Raw genomic sequence first — 20,792 nt, 5'->3', positions numbered from 1 at the left:
GACAAATCAAGGATGGGAAAAAAATTGCTATGAAAAAGAAAATTAATATTGGTTGCCCAATATTATCTCAAATATACGTTTTTTATTTAAAAACTAATCAATTAGAATTTAAGAGAACATATCTTTTACTTTCTCAAAAAATGACTTGTCCGATTTCTCCGGTCTTGGCTCAAAGTTATCATTGCCCTGCATTTTCTCAAAGAACTCCCGTTGTTCTTTATTCAACTCCTTAGGCGTCCAAACATTTACATGCACCAATATATCACCGGCACCGTAACCATTTAAACTGGTAATACCTTTACCTCTAAGCCTTAATATTTTACCGGACTGTATACCAGCTTCTAACTTAATACGAACTTTACCACCAACGGCGTCTATTTCTTTAGAAGTACCCAAAACAGCATCAGAAATACTGATATAAAGGTCATAGTGAAGGTTATCTCCCTCTCTTTTTAAAGTACTATGCTCTTGTGCCTCTATGGCTACCAGCAAATCTCCCGGTACTCCGTTTCCTGGAGCATCGTTACCTTTGTTCGGTACTTTTAACTGCATACCTTCCTCTACACCGGCAGGTATATTAATAGAAACGGTCTCTTCTGCAATTTTAAGACCTTGCGCATCAGCATCGTTAGGCTTACGGTCCAAAATCTGGCCACTACCACCGCAAGTACTACATACCGCAGCAGTTTGCATTCTACCAAGTATGGTATTCTGAACTTTTGTTACCTGACCTCTACCATTACAAGTAGAACATGTTTTGTAGGTTACACCTTCTGCCTGAACTTTTCTTTTAACCTTAACCTTTTTCTCAACGCCATTGGCAATTTCTTCCAAGGTCAAAGAAACCCTAATACGAAGATTGCTTCCCTTAACCCTACGCTGGCCACCGCCACCGCCAAAACCACCAAAGCCGCCGCCGCCAAAGCCGCCGCCGAAAATATCACCGAACTGACTGAAGATATCATCCATATTCATACCGCCGCCAAAACCGCCGCCACCGCCACCTTCAAAGGCAGAATGACCAAACTGATCATAACGAGCTTTCTTATCTGGATCGCTTAAGATTTCATAAGCTTCAGCAGATTTTTTAAATTTCTCTTCGGCAGAACTATCTCCTGGATTTTTATCCGGGTGATATTGCAAAGCTTTTTTACGGTATGCTTTCTTTATTTCTGCAGCAGTTGCATTCTTACTGATGCCCAATACTTCATAATAATCTTCCTTCATTCCAATCTTTTAATTTCCTACTACTACTTTTGGATGCCTGATAATACGGTCTCCCAACTTAAATCCTTTTTCGATGACATCGATAATTTTACCTTTCATCTTTTTATCAGGAGCCGGTATTTGAGTTATTGCTTCATGTATTTCAGCATCGAATACATCACCGGCATTTGCCTCTACCAATTCCAGACCTTTGCTTTTAAGGGTCTCCCTAAGCTTTACATTAATTAGCTCTACTCCCTTAAATACTTCTGTATCCTCTGACTTTGCCAGTTCTTTCATTGCCCTATCAAAATCATCCAATACAGGCAATAAAGAAACTATTACCTCTTGTCCTGCAGTCTTGAACAATTCCATACGTTCTTTAGAAGTACGTCTTTTATAATTCTCAAATTCTGCAAACAATCTTAAAAACTTATCTTTTTCTTTTGCTAACTCTTCACTAAGTGTCTCTTCTACTGACTTTTCTTCTTCCCCCTCTTCATTCTCTAGCTTTTGTTCTTGCTCTTCGCCTTCCAATAGCGCATCATCCAAGAATTCATCATCCAAAGTGTTTTCTTTATCACTCATAACTTATCGTAATTTAAATCGCTGGTTAAAAGCAGGCAAAAGTACTGCCAATTCTTTAAAAATGTCAAAATGTCACAAAAGTTTAAAAAAAATCCGCCAAATAGCGGATTAATCATATCTCATATTTTGACCGGTTCTTACGAAACAAACTGTTTTGTCACCTTATTATTAGTATCTACACAGTCAGAATCCGTATCATAAATAGCGCTAAGGGCTTGACAAATATTGGCATATTGAAATACAAAACCTTCTTCTTCTATTTTCTTACTGCTGACACGCTGACTGGCAAATAATATATATGCCATTTTACCAAGTACCGTATACATTACAAATTTTGGAACATTGGGCAGAAATAATGGCCGATCCAAAACTTTGGCTATTTCTTTAATCAATTTTACATTGGTAACCGGGTTAGGCGCAACACCATTAAATATACCTTTTAACCTGTATTTAGTTATATGAAGAAAAATGGCTGCCAAATCAGCAACATGAATCCAAGATTGCCACTGCTCTCCGGAACCAAAAGCGGCACCTACATAATAGTTAACGGGTTTTGCCATTTCTGGCAACGCACCCCCGTTTTTTGACATAACCAGACCAATGCGGACTTTTGCGACAGACAGACCCAACGCCTTAAATTCATTGATTTTCTTTTCCCATATTTTAACTACTTCCCCTAAAAAGCTATCATCTACCTTCTCTTCATTTTCTGTATAATAATTACTAAAAGAATCTGGATAGATACCTATTGCCGAAGCGGAAACCAAAGAAGTAACGGAATGATTTTCTTTTTCAAGTAAGGCTTTCTTCAATAAATCCAAAGAATTGACCCTACTATCAACAATTTCTTTTTTATAACTGCTTGTCCATCTCTTAGAAATACTGGAGCCAGCTAAATTTATAATTACAGAGACACCATCTAAACATTTAGCATCTATCTCTCCTTTGCTTGGATCCCAAAAAAAGCCCTGGTAATTACCTTTTGAAACAATTTTATTTTTACGGGTTGTAAGGTAGTTTACCGTATAACCTATATCATGGCATTGAGATACCAACTCGCTACCTACTAAACCTGTTGCACCTGTTATCAATACTTTCATGGACTAAAGGTATACTTTTTGATACTTCTGCATATACTATTTAATTCCGATTTAACATAGTTGCCAAAGCTATTGACCTACAACCTGTTAAAGTTTCACTAAAACAAAAAAAGACTATTGTTTTTTGGCGCGCAACATTTCTCTTTTGCCCGGCGGGCCAGGTAATCTTTCCACAAGAAAGCCAACCTCTAGCATAGCACGCCTAACACTACCTTTAGCGGCATAAGTAACCAAAACACCTCCTCTTTTCATAGCATTGAACATAATTTGAAAAATTTTGACGGTCCATAATTCCGGCTGAACACGTGCACCGAAGGCATCAAAATAAATTAGATCAAACCTGTCAGTTTCATCAATATCCTTAAAAAACTTTTGCTGCTTTGTAAGGTGAAAATTTGAAGTGATTTCTATTTCTTTACCCCATGCCGAAGCGTGCATTAGATCAAAATCATCTTTTCTTGAAAGGGACTCTAATTCCTCTAGATAATTTAATTGTTCAAGCTCTTCTGGAGAAACAGGATATGCCTCTACACCAGTGTATTTAATTTGAAGGTTTCGCTTTTCATATTCAATTAATGTAATGAAAGCATTTAAACCAGTACCAAAACCTATTTCTAGAATATTCAACTCTTGATCATTGAATAAATCCAAGCCAGATTTAATAAAGACGTGGTAAGCTTCTTGAATAGCGCCGTGTTTGGAATGGTATTGCTCTTGCCAATCCATGATTTGAATGGTCTTGGAACCATCGCCCGTGGTAATAATTTCTCTTTTCAATTAATTGGAACTATTACTCCACTTGCCTCAAAACTATAAGTTCTTTTAGGAGCTGTTATTTTTGCTATTTCTTCTGCTGTTTTACCACCGTCCTTGGCGTAATGTTGTTGATCACCAACACTCATTTCCTCAACAAATGCCATTCCGTTCAAAACGACTTCTTTTTCAAGAATATCGGCAGGCATAAAGAAACCGTAATCCTTAAAACGAACCATTGCCTGTTCACCTTCAGGCAACTCAACGATCATCCAACACCCCTTTACCTTACAAACTTCTTTAACCTTGGTCTTAAATTGAAGTTTTAAAGAATCTGACACCGGTAGAGATGCAAATTGTGACATTACTTCACTTTTATCACTTAAAGAAGTGATTTTAAACTTTTCTCCATAAAACTCAGTTGCATCCAATTCAGCTTCTTGTTGGGCGAGGCACGTAAAAAACCCAAATAAAAAAGCAAGTAATATGTTAAATCCTTTCATAAATCCTAAAAATGTTGATATACCTGCAAAACTCATCAATTTAAAACTAAAAAAGAAGTGCTAGTATGGATATTTGTTTAATTTTAATCAACTAAAGTTACATATTTTATGAGTATTGCAACGAAAGATATTATAGTAGAGAAGGTAAAAAAGTCAAAAATTGACCAAGTAGATTTTGATAATCTTGCCTTTGGTTCTGTATTTACGGACCATATGTTGGTATGCAAGTATAAGAACGGTGCATGGGAAACCCCTAAAATAACACCATACCAACCAATTACATTAGACCCTTCATCAAAGATTTTTCATTACGGACAGTCTATTTTTGAAGGTATGAAAGCTTATAAGGATAAAAATGACGATGTCTATTTATTTAGGCCGTTAGAAAATCATAAGCGTTTTAATATTTCTGCCAAAAGAATGTGTATTCCAGAAATTCCTGAAGATTACTTTATGGAAGGTTTGATCACACTTTTAAATTTGGACAAAGATTTTATACCTACCAAAGATGGTAGTTCTCTATATATTAGACCATTTATGTTCGCCTCTGGCAATGGATTTCATGCATCGCCAGCAAATGAGTACACATTTATAATAGCTTGTGCACCTTCCGGCTCCTATTTTTCTGGCAAAGTAAAAGTACTTATAGAAGAGAAATATTCTAGATCTGCCAATGGCGGTGTTGGTTATGCTAAAGCCGGTGGAAATTATGCCGGTCAGTTCTACCCCACACAACTAGCCGTTGAAAAAGGATATAATCAAGTAATATGGACAGATGACACCAACCACGAGTTTATTGAAGAGGCCGGTGCCATGAACATATTCATAAGAATTAACGACACCCTATTAACAGGACCTACCAGTGACCGTATCCTAGATGGTATTACCAGAAAAAGTATTTTAGATATCGCCAAAGACCAAGGTATTAAAACGGAGGTTAGAAAAATTACGGTAAAAGAAGTTGTTGAAGCCGCAAAAGACGGTTCATTAAAAGAAATGTTCGGTGCCGGTACCGCAGCCGTAATTTCTCCTATAGCCGGTTTTGGCTATAGAGACACAGATTATGACCTACCAGAATTAGAAAATAGTTTTGGACAACAATTAAAGAAAATCATTACCGATATTCAGTACAACAAATCTGAAGATAAGTTTGGATGGAGATATAAGATAAAAGCATAAAAAAAGGGGGCATATAGCCCCCTTTTTTTTTATTGGCACCGCCAAAAGGTACAATTCCCGCGAGGCTTGCCTATAATTTAAAAACTTGTTTCCTTTGAATTCCTTATTGGCTTGTTACAAGGTGTTTTATTTATCTAAAATAGCCGCAATATTTGGCTTGGAGTAATTGGGTCCTTTAAGCACCTTTCCATCTTCTCTATAAATTGGTTTACCGTCACCACCAAGTTTGCTCATATTACTTCTTTGAATTTCATTGAACACCTCTTCAATTTTATGTTGCATACCGTGTTCTAATATAGTTCCACATAATATGTATAACATATCACCCAAAGCATCTGCCACTTCCACCATATCATTATTCATGGCAGCCTCCAAATACTCTTTGTTTTCTTCATCCATCAAATTAAAACGTAAAGTATTCTTTGCCTCTCCTAAATCTGCGATCATTTGCTCTGAAACGCCAAGACCAAAAGAATTATGAAACTCTTCTACCGCTTTGATTTTATTTTTCATCCGTATTATATTGTTTTCGGTTAGCTTTGCGTAAAAATATAAAATATGTTCAGCACCGGACAAATCATTTTTGCAATAGCATTTGCTGTAGTTTTTGCCATAATAATTGTTATTTCTTATAAAAAGGACCTGAAATTACATCAAAAGAATTTTAAAGGTGTAAAATGGATAGGTGTTTTCTTTACACTATTCTTAATTCTACTATTATTTATCAAGTTTTTCCTAAAAGAATAGTTAAAATTTTTCCTACACCACAAAAATTATCGTTTTCACAACAAAACGGTAATAAACGCCGTTATATATACCAAATACCGTAATTTTGCGTTATTCATCTATAAGATGTAATAAATTATGATGACATTTCTTACAATTTTTTCAGTATTAGTAGGCATTAACATCGCCTTGGTGGTAGTAAGTTTGATCACTGTTTCTCAAAAGGCCAAAACACCTTCCCAGAAATCAGCCAAACAACCAACATCTGTAATCTACCCGTTAGATTTACTTACCACAAGTTACAAGAAAGCAGTTTAGTTTATACCTTTATAAGGTATGAAACAATTAATACTCGTTTTTTTAGGCGGCGGTTTTGGTAGTATTTTAAGATACTATATATCCAAGAACCTAAACGCCTACTATTCAAATTTCTACTTAGGTACATTTTTGGTCAATATAATTGGCTGCTTACTAATAGGTATACTAATAGGACTCTCCCTCAAGAACAATTACATTTCAGAAAATCAAACTTTATTATTAGCCACCGGTTTCTGCGGAGGCTTTACCACTTTCTCTACATTCGCACTAGAAAGTAATATACTACTTAAAGAATCTTCTTTGCTACAAACATCATTTTACATGGGATCAAGTGTCGCCGTAGGTATATTGGCCATATCATTTGGGTTGTGGATCTGTAAAATGTTATAGAACTAACATTCATTAGGTACTATTTTATTTTTATGCATTTTTTTAGGTATTTGCCGTTTTATTAAACAATCGTTAGATAATCGCTCTTTTTTCTAACGATTATTCTATGATTTAGGAAAATCAACCTATCCCACTTCTTCATATCATCAATAATTTTATCTATAAATAACAATACCCTAAAATTTTAGGGGTATATATTATCATACTCATAAAAATATACACAGATACCCTCATATTTTTAGGGTGCCAATGTTTTTAACATATATTTGGCAATATCAAAAACTTATTCAAATGAAAAAAATCGAGGCAATTATTAGAAAATCAAAGTTTGACGATGTCAAAGAAGCGTTGCACAGTATTGAAGTAAATTTCTTCAGTTACTGGGATGTAACAGGTGTAGGTAATGAAAAAGAAGGTCACGTGTACCGTGGTATCTCTTACAGTACTACAGATATACAACGTAGGTACCTAACCATTGTAGTATCAGATGACTTTCTTGAAAAAACAGTTAATAAAATACTAGAGGCAGCTTACTCTGGCAATGTAGGTGACGGTAAAATATTTGTATCCGAAGTTCTTCAAGCATATAGAATAAGAACTAAAGAAGACGGTTTGGCCGGTATTAACTAAATAAAATAACTAACTAAAAAACTAAACGAAATGGACGCAGGATTATTTACAGCAAATAACGTATGGATGATGGTGGCTACCGCATTGGTATTCTTCATGCATACTGGTTTTGCCTTTTTAGAAATTGGCTTAACAAGACAAAAGAACACGATCAACATATTGTTCAAGAATATCTTCATTATTACAGGTGGATTACTTCTTTACTATGCATGGGGATTCAATTTAATGTACCCAGGTTTTGAAGAAGGAGATATGGGTCTTTTAAAATTTGCAGGTTTTGGTATAGGTGCCCCTGAAGGTGGTATGACACCAGACTATGCAGATGGTGGCTACACATGGTGGACAGATTTTCTTTTTCAAGGAATGTTCGCGGCAACAGCGGCTACTATTGTATCTGGTGCAGTAGCAGAACGTATGAAAATTGGAGCTTTCATGATATTTACCGTAATCTATGTTGGTTTGGTATACCCTATAGTAGGTGCTTGGAAATGGGGAGGCGGATTCTTGGATTCATGGGGATTCTATGATTTTGCAGGTTCTACATTAGTACACTCAGTTGGTGGGTGGGCAGCTTTAGTTGCAATTTATCTTTTAGGTTCTAGAATTGGAAAATTCGGTAAAGATGGTAAACCCAAAGCTATACCGGGCCATAGTATACCAATGGCTACCGCTGGTGTATTGATATTATGGTTAGGATGGTTCGGGTTTAACGGTGGATCAGTATTATCCGCAGATCCAGAATTGACATCTTTAGTATTGGTGACTACAAGTTTGGCTGCAGCCGCTGGTGGATTTGGAGCAATGATTACCTCTACTATTCTTTATAAGAACCTAGATTTAACTATGTTCTTGAACGGTATTCTTGGTGGATTGGTAGGTATTACCGCAGGAGCGGATTTAATGTCACCAAACGAAGCTGTAATCATTGGATTCATTGCCGGTATTATCATTGTAGGTGGTGTTGCTTTGGTTGACAAATTAAAATTAGATGACCCTGTAGGTGCCGTAGCGGTTCACTTGATCTGTGGAATTTGGGGAACATTGGTTGTAGGTATCTTTGGTAGCATGGCCAGTGGAGCTCAGTTCATGACACAATTATACGGTGTATTGATCGTAGGCGGGTTCTGTATAGTTACCTCTGGTATTATCTTAGGAGTACTTAAAGCTACTATTGGACTTAGAGTTTCTAAAGAAGAAGAAGTTGAAGGTCTAGATATTCATGAGCACGGTATGGATGCTTACGCTGATTTTAGAATGAACCAACACTAAAAAAATACGGAGCGTTTTGCAGAACGCTCCGTTACACAACCTTTTCAATAAATAAATTTCTCAAAATTAATTCATCCCATTAGGGATTAAATCAAAACTTATGAAAACGATTATAAATACAAAGTACGTAAAAAATATTTTCGCAACAGGGCTTATGCTTTTTGCAGCGGCTGGTGTTGTAGCTCAAGAAGAGGAAGAAGAGAAAAAATTCACTTTAAGCGGATCTATAGATGCTTATTGGAGAACAGCTTTTAAAGATGGTGGAAATGCAACAACGGCTACAGAAACTTCTTTTGCCAACCAAACAGGTTTTGCTTTAGGGATGGCTAATATTGTAGGTAGCTATGATATGGAAAATACCGGTGTGGTAGTAGATTTAGTTTTTGGACCTAGAGGAACAGAAGCTACTTTTGAGAACGACGTTTTAAACGGCGTTATTAACCAAGCATATGCTTACTGGAACGTTTCTGACAAAGTAACACTTACCGCTGGTCGTTGGAATACATTTTTAGGTTACGAAGTAATAGCACCTGCTGCCAACTTTAACTATAGTGTTTCTTACTTATTTTCAAACGGACCATTTTCTCACCTAGGTGTAAAAGCTGATATTGCCTTATCTGATGATGTTAGCTTAATGTTATCCGTATCTAATCCATGGGATGTTAACGATACAAGTAGCACAGGAGAGTATGCTTATGGAGCTCAATTAGGAGTTTCTGGACAGTATCTTAATTTATATTATGACAATGGCACTAGAGGTGGGCTAGGATTTGAAATAGATTACACTGGTGGATTTGATCTTTCAGAAGATTTCTTCTTTGGAATAAATGCGGCTTACAATGATAATTCAGAGGCAGGAACTGGTTTTTACGGAGCAGCTATTTACCCACAATTAACCACTTCAGATAGCTTTGCTATAGGTCTAAGAGGTGAATATATTGCATTTACTGATGACTTACTAGATGATGATGTTCCCGTACTTGGTTTAACCCTTACAGGAAGCTACACAAAAGATAATTTGATTATTAAGCCAGAAATTAGATTGGATAGTTTTGGTAACGACTTTGAGCCATTTATAGAGAGTGACGGTATTGGAACAACTAATAGCCTATCTACTTTTGCAGTAGCAGCTATCTACTCTTTCTAAGTTGTTAATATAATTAATGGTTGATTTTATAGTTTAAGTTTTAAAACCTCGGCAATACCTGCCGAGGTTTTTTATTTTCCCCATTAATGCTCAAAGGCTTTCACCCCTACTTTAATTTCTGTATCCAAATTATTGACCTTAGGAACAATTGGACAACTAAATTTTTTATTGTAAGCGCAATAAGGATTATAAGCTTTATTGAAATTCAAAATTATCTTATCGCCCTTGGGTATTGTTAAATCTAAATACCTACCTCCACCATAGGTCTCTTCTCCGTTAGTATTATCAGTAAAAGGCAAAAAAAGATAATCCTCATATTCTGCTTGCTTAATTAGTTCTGGAGATTGATAAATTTCCAATTCATGATCCTTTCCATTCAATGTAAATTTAGCAATACCAAAAACCACCTCCGTTGATTCTCTATTTGTTGTAGTAGGCATTGCAAAAGGTAAAGCTTCAGGCGTTCTTATAAATTCTGCCTGAACAACGTAGCTGGTATCCGGCTCAAAGAAATCTAACGACTCAAAATTAATACGAAAGCGATCTGCCAATGGAGAAGTTTCCGGATCTTTAAACTCAGCGTTCAATTCTTCCTGAAATTTTAGAATATCTGCTATCTTATCTGATGTTACCGCTAACTTGACCTGATCTTTTACATCGTGATATTTCTTTTCTTGTCCGCATGAAACGAACATACCCAAAACCAAAACGGCAATACATAATCTCATAGTTCATTCTTTATATTTCAAAAATACAATTTTATTCATCTTAAGTTATTTTAACTTATAATCGTACATTAGAACCCTATACATTTTTGATTATGAAGTTTATATATATTTTACCCATTTTACTGATCACCTTATGCTGTTGTCAAGAAAACAATACAGCTGTAAAAAAAGAGGTCATAACAGAAAAAGCTAGAGTACTACCAGAACTAAATCCTAAAAACTATAATGTTGCCTTTCTAATTATGCAAGGTACTTTCAACACAGAGTTTACGGCACCGTTTGATATTTTTCAGCATACAAAATATAGAGAGAATATTAAGGCAATGAACACTTTTACAGTTGCCAACACGCTAGAACCTATCACTACTTTTGAAGGCGTTCGTATACTGCCGGACTATGATTATACCAAAGATGATTTACCCAAAATAGATATTTTGGTAGTACCTAGCGCGGAGCATTCAATGGGCTCTGATTTGAAAGACACATTAATGCTGGATTTTATTAAAAAAATTGACAAAACCGCACTGTACATGACCAGTCATTGCGACGGAGCCTTCCTCTTGGCAAAAGCTGGTATTCTAGATTCAGTTGCTTCAACCACTTTTCCAAGTGATGTTGAAAATTACAGAAACATGTTCCCCAATTTAAACATAAAGGACAATGTACTTTTTGTTCACGATGGAAAATACATTACTTCGGCAGGTGGTGCAAAAAGTTTTGAAGCAGCATTATATCTTTGCGAAGTGCTATATGGAAAGGAAATTACCAAATCTTTGGCAAAAGGTCTCGTCATAGATTGGGATTTGGCCAAGGTGCCACACCTTACCGCTCAATAACATCATATCTTGCGCCTTTTAAGTACTTTTCGATCAGCTCATTAAACTCTGGCATAATTCTTAATAACGAAGTATGTTCTATTGAATAAAGCTTTTGTTTATCTGAATACCCCATCTTTAATAGCTCTTCCAAATAAAATAAAGCCGTACCATAATCCTCCATTTTTGAACTGGCAGACATTACATTTAAATACCCCTCGCTTTCAGTTGGAGCGGTAATGGTCTTTATCATATATAGTAAATTCAAGGCTTCCCAATCTATTATTTCATCGGCAGCTATAAAATCTATATTATCGGAGACCAAAGCATTGATGTAACCTCTTAACCTAGAGGACATTTGACGCTCAAACAGATTACTACTTTTATCCAACTTATTCAGTTCTTCCATTTGATATTTCCACCAACCTAAATTGGCATAGTTATAAGAAATGATATCCTCTTCTAAATAGTAGCTATAATCCTCCTTGGTAAACGACTCCTTTAAAAAATAACTGTTCTGGCTTCTATTGGCCTGCTTATACGAAGTACTTCTTCTTAATATTTTTTGTGAAGCCTTTAATGAATCCAATTCCATTAACGGATAGAATATTTTCTCCATATCCAACATTTGATAGGTAGCCAATAGTGGTTTTTGGTTTGACACATTTGCATTTACATCTACCAAAAATTCATTGTAAGAACTATTGATCAAACTATCGTTTCGTTGTAAATGACCTTTGGCCATACTGCTCAATGTCAACATTCTAAATGCTTTTGCAATAATATTTTTTTCCGGTAAATTTCGCTCACCATCAAATACCAACAATTCATTAGGAAATTTCAATTTATTAAGTTCCGATCTGGACTGGTACATAGATGCAAAATTAAAATCCGCCCTGTTGACCACGCCAATAAATTGATAAGGTTTTTTGGGATTTAGAACTTCAAAACTACCAATAGCAGCACCTATAGAAATAACTCCTTTCAGTTCACTTATAAAAGCAGGTAAAAGGGAAGCGAACATAGCCCCATTTTCAAAACCTGCGGTATACACTCTATATTTTGCAGTAGGTATAGACTTAAATACAGAATTTAACATCCTATTTGCAATAAGAACATTTTGAGAGATTGGAAGAGAATCACTCAAGTTATTAGAGCTGGCCAATACATAGCCTTCTTGTTCTGCAGCACTGCTCAACACAGAAAGAGCTGCTCTGCCCTTTCCTTCCAAGTCCATAACAAAAGTAACCGGCCATGGCCTATTAACATCAAAATTAGTAGGTAAATAAAGAGAAAAGGTTTCATTGACAGAATCGTTTACTATTAAATTTTCTGTAATAGCACCTTTAAGAAGTCTAAGCTCTTGAGAATAAACTATAGAAGAAACTAAAACGAACGTAAGAAGTAGTATTTTTTTCATCATTTATTTCACATCAAAAATCTAGCCAAAATAATTTTCAACAATAGTTATTAATTGTCCTTTATCTACAAGATTTAAAACTAAGTAAAACAATTATATAAATTTCTATTTAATCTTATGCATAGGCGCATTTGAAATTACTTGAGATAACACAATATGTGTTCTTGTCTCACCATATTGAATAAGTTGATCAATAAACTTTTCTAAATGAAATTGATCCTTTAGTACTACCTCCATTACAATATTTTCGTTTCCGGTAATTCTATAGCAATTTATGACTTCTTGTAATGAAGGCACCACTGCTAAAAAAGGCTTTAATTTTCCCATAAAGGCCCTTAATGTTATTATTGCCTTTAATTGGTGTCCGGTTAATGCATGAGACACGGTAGCCTTGTAACCTTGTATAATACCAAGGTCTTCCATTTTCTTAACACGTTCAGCAACCGCAGGTGCCGTCAACCCCACAACACGTCCAATATTTGCAAATGATTCTCTCGCATTATCCTGCAATTGTTTCAGTATTTTCCAATTAAGCTCATCAATCTTTGGATTCAAAAGTATTTCTATTTAAATATTTATTATCAAAGGTAAAAATACAAATTACGTTTCTATTCAATAGAAAATTTACAAATAACTAATGTAATTTTATAATACGCTAATTACATCCCACATAATGGCATACCGAAGTTTAAAACATTTACCTATTTACAGAAAAGCATTGGAACTCTGCACAATGAGCAGAGAGATCGCTTCGTATGTATCATTTAATAAAGATTTGATGCGCCTTTGCGAATCTACCAGTCTTAGGGATATAATGGCCAATTCTATTTTAACGGATTCTATCTTGATACCTCAGAAAATTGCACAGGTAGAATATTCCAACTGTAGCAATGAGCGGCTAGAGACTATTTCTTATATTAATATTATTATAAGAAACATTAATTCTTATTGCATGGGTCTTGAGAAGCATGGTGTAAAAGAAACCGAGTACATTAATCTTCTTAGAAAAGAGATAAAGAGTTTTAGAAAATCTTACAAAGCTTGGAAATCAGAACACTCTTAATCTTTTTCAAATCTTCTCAAATTAAAAGATATAGCGGGCACTTAAAGAATTATGAGCTATTTTTGAAGCCATAATTATTTACCATTGAAAACAACAATTCTAGTCCATTGTCCGGATCAAGCAGGTATCATATGCACCATAACCGGATTTATCAGTAAAAACAAAGGCAATATCGTTTATCTAGATCAGCATGTAGATAAACCTGCCAATGTATTTTTTATGCGAACCGTGGTTGAATTTGAAGATGACTTCAAAGATCTAGACCATTTTAAATCTCTTTTTGAAAAAGAACTGGTTGCCACATACAATATGCAATGGAGCATACACACTGATGATAAATTGCCTAAAATGGCCATTTTTGTTTCTAAGTACAAACATTGTCTATATGACTTGTTAAGTAGATACCGTTCTGGAGAATTGGCTGTTGAGATACCTTTTATCTTAAGCAACCACAATGATCTTAAAGACATAGCCGATCAATTTAATATTCCATTCTACCATGTTCCGTTCAATAAGGAGAATAGAATTGAAGCAGAAAAAGAACAATTGACATTGCTAGAAAAATACAATGTTGATTTCATTGTATTGGCCAGATACATGCAAATAGTTAGCGGTACACTTATCAATAAATTTCCCAATAAGATTATTAACATACATCATTCCTTTCTTCCTGCATTTGCCGGGGCAAAACCCTATCATGCAGCTTTTAAAAGAGGAGTGAAAATTATAGGGGCAACAAGTCATTATGTAACGGAAGAATTGGATGCCGGCCCTATTATTGAGCAAGACGTAACCACCGTTACCCACTCCCATTCCATTAAAGATTTTATTGGAAAAGGAAGGGATTTGGAAAAAATAGTGCTCGCCAGGGGGGTAAAACTCCATATTGCACGGAAAACAATGGTATACAACAATAAAACTGTAATATTCTCGTAAGTACAGTAGACCCTAAATAAATATTATACAAATGATTAAAAAAGTAAGCTTAGCCATATGCATGTTACTAGCGGTTTCATGTGCAGAATTACAACAAGTTGTAAATCAACTACCCACTTCAACAGAAGGCGCTTTAAGTAACGAAACCATTGCGAACGGTTTAAAAGAGGCCCTAGACCTTGGTATTGAAAAACAGGTTAGCAAGTTAACGGCTACCGACGGTTTTTATAAAAATGATTTGGTAAAAATTCTTTTGCCAGAAGATTTACAAAAAGTAGATAAAACTTTACGTGATATAGGTCTGGGCAATTTGGCGGACGAAGGCCTAAAAGTTTTAAATCGTGCAGCGGAGGATGCCGTGTCCGAGGCAACACCAATTTTTGTGAATGCAGTTAAACAAATGTCATTTGCAGATGCAAAAAATATATTATTAGGAAGCAATAATGCAGCTACTACATATTTAGAAACTAAAACAAATTCTGAATTGTACGCAAAATTCAATCCGGTTATTAATGAGTCGTTCAAAAAAGTAGGCGCCGATAAAATCTGGAGCTCTATCATAACAAAGTATAATTCTATACCACTTACTAGTAATGTTAATCCAGATTTAACAGACTATGTTACGGAAGAAGCATTATCCGGGGTTTATAAAATGATAGCCATAGAGGAAGAAGAAATTAGAACAAAATATTCCTCAAGAACTACAGATGTCCTAAAAAAAGTATTTGCTCTTCAAGATAAAAAGTAGAATTTTAAAATGTTCTTACAATAACTTAAAAAGTTATACGTTAAAAACTAGAGAACAGTATTAAAGTATTCATTTTCAATTTTTTGAGTTAGTTATTTTTTGAGTTAGTTAGTTAGTTAAAACCGGTGGGAGCACCGGTTTTTTTTTTGTAATATTCTCACAAAAAATCAATAATTTTACATTTAATATAACTTTTTAGAGGTAACGGTTAAACCTTTTAAATTTGAGATTGTCTTAATTATTAAGAGTTATTTATATCCTTAAAATACTTTTGTGCTTTCAAACTACTTTTCCTTAACACTTGTATTATTATTATCGTTTTTTAACTATCTAATTTCACAACCGATTGCAGGAAATTTGATAGATTGTGAACGTGCATCTGTTACTATTTCTACCAAACAGATCGATGAATATAGCGCCGAAGATTTTTACATTTTAGGGGTATGTGAATACGAAAACAACAACTTTAACAAAGCGTACAATTATTTTATTTCAGCAAAATCTCTAGGTTTTGCAGATGAGCAAACCCTACAAAACTATCTAAACGATTCTAGAAACGAGTTGACTAAATTAGAAGTGAAAGATGAATTAAATTTAGAGAAAGGAGATGAAGTTGCCATCAATAACTACAAACATAAAGTACAAGTTTATCTACTAAATATAATATTCGTTCTAATAGCGTTCATAGGACTCATTACAGCTTTTACCTTAATCTATAAATACAGAAATGTAGTCAACAATATATATTTAGGCATTTTTCTTTTTGCCATATCCTTGGTATTAATAGAGCTAGTACTATAATGGCAAGATTTTTTCTCTTACTCCCCTACTGTTTCAATTTACAGGATCTTATTTTTCTTATGGGCCCCTTCTTTGTATTTATATGTAAAAACCAAATATTCAGATACACATATTAGCAGAAAAGAAATTGCGCTACACTACCTACCATTTTTTCTTGTTTTGGTTTCTTTACTGATTTTTGGAAATTTTTATGACACCGTAAATGCTGAAAATAATATTTTTTTGAACGCGTTAGATTTTGTCATGAACGATAATTGGATCAAAACCATTCACTTATCCGCCTATTTAATGTTGATTATTTTAGATTTTGAACTAAAAAGAAAAGAGTTAGACCAAGGGTTTAAAAAATGGATGCTAACACTAATTGGTTTCATAATCATATTGATATTATTTATTATTGCAAGAGCCGCTTTTGAACACATTTACGTGTTTGACTATATTTCAAAGTATTTTATAGCAGTATATCTTATACTGTTCATCTCTGTGCTGGAAGTTTTATTGATTATTCAACCAAATATTATTTTAGGTACTATAAACCTTGAAGAGAAGAACAAATTAAACAATAAGTACAAGAACTCAAGTTTGACAGAAAATATGAGTTTGCGTGTTAAAGACCAGTTATTAGATTCACTGAATATTGACAAAGTATATCTGGATAACACTTTAACACTGTCCAAACTTGCCAAAAAAATCAATGTAGACCGTTACAGCTTATCACAGGTAATAAATCAAGAATTAAATAAAAATTTCTACGAATTAATTAATGATTTTAGAATAGCGGAAGCCGTTAAAATAATTGAAACAGATAACAACAAACAGGTTATAGATTTAATTTACGAATGTGGTTTCAATAATAAAGTTTCATTCTACAAGGCATTTAAACAAAGAATGCATATGACCCCAAAAGACTTTATAGAAAATAGGAAGAAATAATAAGTAATCGTAATATTTACTTAATTCTACTAAAATTTTCACAATTACACCTCACATATTACAACACCTTAATTAACAATTAATTACCGTTTTAGTAAAGGTAAATTTAAGTCAGATCTGCATTAACTTAGGTCGGAATCTACCTATTGATCAGCCAACTCCTTCTATTTTCGCTACCGGTATAAGGAGTCGGTTCGCATCAAAAAAATTATTGTTTTTTGGTCTCATTTTTAAGAATTAGCTATCTAAAAAATCGACCGACTCTTCTACACCATATTTACTAACCTTTTTCTAACTAACACTCAAATTAAATTTATGAGAACAAACGCGAGAAATTTTCTTACTCTGTTACTTTCTTTTGTGGCGTACGTCAGTTTCGCCCAAGACAAAAGTATAACGGGTACAGTAACAGATCAAACTGGTTTACCCCTTCCGGGTGTAAATATTCTTATCAAAGGAACTACAAATGGAACACAAACTGATTTTGACGGAAATTATTCGATAAAAACAAGTACAGGTGACGTTTTGGTTTTTACCTATATAGGTTTAAAAGAGGCCTCTAAAACAGTAGGTAGCACCAATACGATCAACGTACAAATGCAAGAAGATGCTCAGGCTTTAGACGAAGTAGTTGTTACCGCACTTGGTATTTCAAGAGAAAAGAAATCACTTGGGTATGCTACACAAGAAGTGCAGGGAGACCAAGTAAATACAGCAAAAGATCAAAACTTTGTAAACTCCTTATCTGGTAAAGTTGCCGGTCTTGACATTAAAAAGAGTTCAACATTAGGGGGGTCCGCCAACGTAGTAATTAGAGGATATTCTTCAATTACAGGAAACAACCAAGCCCTTTTTGTTGTAGATGGTGTACCACTTAACAATGACACCAATAACTCTACCTCACAGACAGAAGGTGGTGATGGGTATGATTACGGTAACGCCGCAAGTGATATCAACCCAGATGATATTGAAAGCATCAACGTTTTAAAAGGATCGGCAGCAACGGCATTATATGGATCACGTGCTGCGAACGGTGTAATCATTATCAACACAAAAAAAGGTAAGAAAGGAGAAGGCTTAGGTGTATCTATCACTAGTTCCGTAAATATTGGTAAATATGATAAAGACACCTTCCCAATCTTTCAACAGGAATACGGTCAAGGTTACGGTCCATTTTATGGAGCAGGTTACTTAGATTCAATAGATGTTGATGGTGACGGTATTGCAGATCTTACACCGGCAACAGGTGAAGATGGATCTTTTGGTCAACGATACGACCCAAATTTATTGCTTTACCAATGGGATTCTTACTTTCCACAACTTGACACATACTTACAGCAAAGTCCGTGGGTAGCACCGGAAAACGGCCCTGAATACATCTTCCAAAATAGTGTAACCAGCTCACAGAACATTGCCATTAGCCAAGGTTTTGAAACAGGTAGCTTAAGAATGAGCTATACCAGATTAGATCAAACAGGTATATTACCAAATAGCGAAATAGGAAGACATAATGTTGACTTAGTAGGTGTTATGGACCTAAACGATAAAATAACGGTAACAGGTAAAGCCACGTATACCAAAAGTTCTGGATTAGGTAGATATGGTACAGGGTATGATGCCGAAAACATTATGACCAATTTTAGACAATGGTGGGCAACCAGTACCGATCTTAAAGATCAGCGTGATGCTTACTTTGCTACCGGACAAAATATCTCCTGGAACCCATCAGGACCATCTAGTTTAGGTCCAAAATACTGGGACAACCCATATTTTACCAGATATGAAAACTTCAATACCGACGAAAGAAACAGACTATTTGGGTACGGTAGTATTTCATATGATGTTCTACCATGGTTAGAAATTTTTGGTAGAGCAACGGTTGATACCTATGCAGAACTAAGAGAAGAAAGAAATAACATTGGCAGTATCGATACTCCTGAGTACTCTAGAAAAAACATTAATTTTTCTGAATACAACTATGATTTCTTTTTAAATTTTAATGGAGATATCTCTGATAAATTCGGTATTTCAGGTGTATTAGGTACCACTTACAGGCAAACAAAAAACAATTACGTTACCGCAACTACAGATGGCGGGTTAAAACTTGAAGGTATCTATGCTCTTTCAAACTCGGTTAACCCGATCGTTTTTGATGCAAATTCTGAATATGATGCAGACGTACGTGTATTCGGTGCATTTGCCAATGCAAGTATAGATTATGACAACATGCTATTTTTAGAAGGCTCTATTAGAAACGATACTTTCTCAACGTTACCTGATGGTCAGAATTCCTTCTACTACCCTGCAATATCCGCCAGTTTTGTATTTTCTAATTTATTTGAAAGTAACATTGTTTCTTTTGGTAAGTTCAGAGCAGGTTATGCAGAAGTTGGTAACGGTGCCACATCTTATCAGTTATTGAACACTTTTAACCCAATTGCAGGTTTTGGCGGGGCTACCTTATATTCTAACCCAGGAACTTCTAACAACCCAAATCTAAAGGAAGAAAGAACTGAAAGTAAAGAATTGGGTCTAGAAATGAATTTCTGGAACAGAAGAATAGGTTTTGATGTTTCTCTTTACGAACAAATTACCAGTGATGCAATTATTCCTGTAGAGATAACACCTTCAACAGGTTTTACCAATACAGTTGTAAATTCTGCGGAAGTATCGAATAAAGGTGTGGAAGCACAGTTATATTTTACTACTATAAAAACTCCAGATTTTTCATGGAGAACAGATGTAAACTTTTCAGCTTACAAAAGTGAGGTATTAGATCTTTTTCAAGATTCACAGAACATTCTTGTAAATAGCTTTTTTGGCGTTAGTTTAAATGCCGCCAAAGGTGAAGCTTATGGTACTTTAAAAGGTACGGATTACGTTTACATAGATGGCGAGAGAGTAGTTGGTGCCGACGGACTTTATCTTAAAACTGAGTCTTCACAAGAAGTGCTTGGAGACATTAATCCTGATTGGAAAATGGGTCTTTCAAATACATTCAAATACAAAGACATCAGCCTAAGCTTTTTAATAGATATACAAGAAGGTGGTAGCGTATTCAGTGGAGATACATACTTTGGTATGGCTACAGGTATTTATGACGTTACGGCAGGTGTAAACGACTTAGGCAATCCTTTAAGGGATCCCGTTACCAATGACAACACATCTGGTGGTGTAATTTTGCCAGGTGTACAAGAAGATGGCTCTGCAAATACGGTAAGAGCAGACTTTACAACGTATGAAAACCCTTATGGCCGTTATGGTAACGCGCCAGATGCACAGTTCGTTTATGATGCATCTTACGTAAAATTAAGAGAGGTAACATTAGGTTACTCTTTACCTAAAAAATTCATAGATAAATTACCGTTCAATGCCGTTTCATTTACAGCAGTAGGTAGAAATTTATGGATAATAAGTAAAGATTTGCCATACGCTGATCCAGAACAGAGTTTTGGAGCTGGTAATTTACAAGGTTTCCAGATTGGTGCATATCCATCTGTTAAGGAATATGGCTTTAACATTAAACTACAATTCTAAAA

Annotated in this window: 22 protein-coding genes; 13 read left to right on the top strand and 9 right to left on the bottom strand. The window is 35.0% G+C overall.

Going from position 1 to position 20,792, the window contains the following annotated elements:
* Nucleotides 1-108 precede the first annotated feature (108 nt).
* From dnaJ to QZ657_RS03490, 5 genes are all read right to left on the bottom strand, one after another.
* The gene (gene dnaJ, locus QZ657_RS03510; protein ID WP_291963729.1) at nucleotides 109-1,227 is read right to left on the bottom strand and encodes a molecular chaperone DnaJ; all 1,119 of its coding nucleotides are present in this window, start codon (nucleotides 1,225-1,227) and stop codon (nucleotides 109-111) included.
* Nucleotides 1,228-1,236: 9 nt separating this feature from the next.
* Nucleotides 1,237-1,794 (bottom strand): nucleotide exchange factor GrpE, encoded by a 558-nt coding sequence (locus tag QZ657_RS03505; protein ID WP_291965006.1) that lies wholly within the window; start codon nucleotides 1,792-1,794, stop codon nucleotides 1,237-1,239.
* Nucleotides 1,795-1,931: 137 nt separating this feature from the next.
* Complete coding sequence (locus tag QZ657_RS03500; protein ID WP_291965005.1) at nucleotides 1,932-2,894, bottom strand: TIGR01777 family oxidoreductase; 963 nt, start codon at nucleotides 2,892-2,894, stop codon at nucleotides 1,932-1,934.
* Between the two features lie 114 nt (nucleotides 2,895-3,008).
* A complete protein-coding gene (gene mnmD, locus QZ657_RS03495) occupies nucleotides 3,009-3,671 on the bottom strand; it encodes a tRNA (5-methylaminomethyl-2-thiouridine)(34)-methyltransferase MnmD (protein ID WP_291963731.1) in 663 nt (220 codons plus the stop codon).
* On the bottom strand, nucleotides 3,668-4,150 hold the full coding sequence (locus tag QZ657_RS03490; protein ID WP_291965004.1) for a DUF4920 domain-containing protein: 483 nt from the start codon (nucleotides 4,148-4,150) through the stop codon (nucleotides 3,668-3,670). Before QZ657_RS03490 ends, mnmD begins: the two co-directional genes overlap by 4 nt.
* Nucleotides 4,151-4,258: 108 nt before the next feature.
* Between QZ657_RS03490 and QZ657_RS03485 the strand changes: the two genes are divergently transcribed.
* Nucleotides 4,259-5,329, top strand: a complete 1,071-nt coding sequence (locus tag QZ657_RS03485; RefSeq protein ID WP_291965003.1) for a branched-chain amino acid aminotransferase — start codon at nucleotides 4,259-4,261, stop codon at nucleotides 5,327-5,329.
* A 126-nt stretch (nucleotides 5,330-5,455) separates the two neighbouring features.
* On the opposite strand, the gene QZ657_RS03480 is transcribed toward QZ657_RS03485, so the two are convergent.
* Entirely contained in the window at nucleotides 5,456-5,842 is a 387-nt protein-coding gene (locus QZ657_RS03480; protein WP_291965001.1) for a nucleoside triphosphate pyrophosphohydrolase family protein, read from the bottom strand.
* Nucleotides 5,843-6,193: 351 nt separating this feature from the next.
* Between QZ657_RS03480 and QZ657_RS03470 the strand changes: the two genes are divergently transcribed.
* The 5 genes from QZ657_RS03470 to QZ657_RS03450 all read left to right on the top strand — a co-directional run bounded on the left by QZ657_RS03470 (nucleotide 6,194) and on the right by QZ657_RS03450 (nucleotide 9,809).
* The gene (locus tag QZ657_RS03470) at nucleotides 6,194-6,373 is read left to right on the top strand and encodes a hypothetical protein (RefSeq protein ID WP_291963700.1); all 180 of its coding nucleotides are present in this window, start codon (nucleotides 6,194-6,196) and stop codon (nucleotides 6,371-6,373) included.
* Nucleotides 6,374-6,391: 18 nt separating this feature from the next.
* Nucleotides 6,392-6,763 (top strand): fluoride efflux transporter CrcB, encoded by a 372-nt coding sequence (crcB, locus tag QZ657_RS03465; protein WP_291963701.1) that lies wholly within the window; start codon nucleotides 6,392-6,394, stop codon nucleotides 6,761-6,763.
* 291 nt (nucleotides 6,764-7,054) lie between these two features.
* Nucleotides 7,055-7,393, top strand: a complete 339-nt coding sequence (locus tag QZ657_RS03460) for a P-II family nitrogen regulator (RefSeq protein WP_058104293.1) — start codon at nucleotides 7,055-7,057, stop codon at nucleotides 7,391-7,393.
* Nucleotides 7,394-7,423: 30 nt separating this feature from the next.
* Nucleotides 7,424-8,662, top strand: coding sequence for an ammonium transporter (locus QZ657_RS03455; protein ID WP_276471893.1), 1,239 nt, complete (start codon nucleotides 7,424-7,426; stop codon nucleotides 8,660-8,662).
* A 100-nt stretch (nucleotides 8,663-8,762) separates the two neighbouring features.
* Nucleotides 8,763-9,809, top strand: a complete 1,047-nt coding sequence (locus tag QZ657_RS03450; protein ID WP_291964999.1) for an outer membrane beta-barrel protein — start codon at nucleotides 8,763-8,765, stop codon at nucleotides 9,807-9,809.
* 83 nt (nucleotides 9,810-9,892) lie between these two features.
* Here QZ657_RS03450 and QZ657_RS03445 read toward each other — a convergent pair whose 3' ends face one another.
* Complete coding sequence (locus tag QZ657_RS03445; RefSeq protein ID WP_291964997.1) at nucleotides 9,893-10,537, bottom strand: DUF1684 domain-containing protein; 645 nt, start codon at nucleotides 10,535-10,537, stop codon at nucleotides 9,893-9,895.
* 92 nt (nucleotides 10,538-10,629) lie between these two features.
* On the opposite strand from QZ657_RS03445, the gene QZ657_RS03440 reads away from it, so the two are divergent.
* Nucleotides 10,630-11,373 (top strand): DJ-1/PfpI family protein, encoded by a 744-nt coding sequence (locus QZ657_RS03440; RefSeq protein ID WP_291964995.1) that lies wholly within the window; start codon nucleotides 10,630-10,632, stop codon nucleotides 11,371-11,373.
* On the opposite strand, the gene QZ657_RS03435 is transcribed toward QZ657_RS03440, so the two are convergent.
* Nucleotides 11,360-12,772, bottom strand: coding sequence for an alpha/beta hydrolase (locus QZ657_RS03435; RefSeq protein ID WP_291964993.1), 1,413 nt, complete (start codon nucleotides 12,770-12,772; stop codon nucleotides 11,360-11,362). The genes QZ657_RS03440 and QZ657_RS03435 overlap by 14 nt on opposite strands.
* Nucleotides 12,773-12,877: 105 nt before the next feature.
* Nucleotides 12,878-13,327: an Lrp/AsnC family transcriptional regulator gene (locus tag QZ657_RS03430; RefSeq protein WP_276471888.1), complete on the bottom strand. Its 450-nt coding sequence runs from the start codon at nucleotides 13,325-13,327 to the stop codon at nucleotides 12,878-12,880.
* Nucleotides 13,328-13,445: 118 nt separating this feature from the next.
* On the opposite strand from QZ657_RS03430, the gene QZ657_RS03425 reads away from it, so the two are divergent.
* From QZ657_RS03425 to QZ657_RS03400, 6 genes are all read left to right on the top strand, one after another.
* A complete protein-coding gene (locus tag QZ657_RS03425) occupies nucleotides 13,446-13,835 on the top strand; it encodes a hypothetical protein (RefSeq protein ID WP_036152762.1) in 390 nt (129 codons plus the stop codon).
* An 84-nt stretch (nucleotides 13,836-13,919) separates the two neighbouring features.
* Nucleotides 13,920-14,771 (top strand): formyltetrahydrofolate deformylase, encoded by an 852-nt coding sequence (purU, locus tag QZ657_RS03420; protein ID WP_291964990.1) that lies wholly within the window; start codon nucleotides 13,920-13,922, stop codon nucleotides 14,769-14,771.
* 31 nt (nucleotides 14,772-14,802) lie between these two features.
* Complete coding sequence (locus tag QZ657_RS03415; RefSeq protein ID WP_276471886.1) at nucleotides 14,803-15,519, top strand: DUF4197 domain-containing protein; 717 nt, start codon at nucleotides 14,803-14,805, stop codon at nucleotides 15,517-15,519.
* A 273-nt stretch (nucleotides 15,520-15,792) separates the two neighbouring features.
* Nucleotides 15,793-16,320, top strand: coding sequence for a hypothetical protein (locus QZ657_RS03410; RefSeq protein WP_291964988.1), 528 nt, complete (start codon nucleotides 15,793-15,795; stop codon nucleotides 16,318-16,320).
* A gap of 72 nt (nucleotides 16,321-16,392) precedes the next feature.
* Entirely contained in the window at nucleotides 16,393-17,253 is an 861-nt protein-coding gene (locus QZ657_RS03405) for a helix-turn-helix domain-containing protein (protein WP_291964987.1), read from the top strand.
* Between the two features lie 315 nt (nucleotides 17,254-17,568).
* The gene (locus QZ657_RS03400) at nucleotides 17,569-20,790 is read left to right on the top strand and encodes a SusC/RagA family TonB-linked outer membrane protein (protein ID WP_291964986.1); all 3,222 of its coding nucleotides are present in this window, start codon (nucleotides 17,569-17,571) and stop codon (nucleotides 20,788-20,790) included.
* Nucleotides 20,791-20,792 lie beyond the last annotated feature (2 nt).

It is taken from the genome of Maribacter sp., from assembly GCA_020629415.1.
Classification (GTDB): Bacteria; Bacteroidota; Bacteroidia; order Flavobacteriales; family Flavobacteriaceae; genus Maribacter; species Maribacter huludaoensis.
The sequence above is the reverse complement of the archived record's forward strand: the minus strand, read 5'-3'. Positions and strand labels throughout refer to the sequence as shown.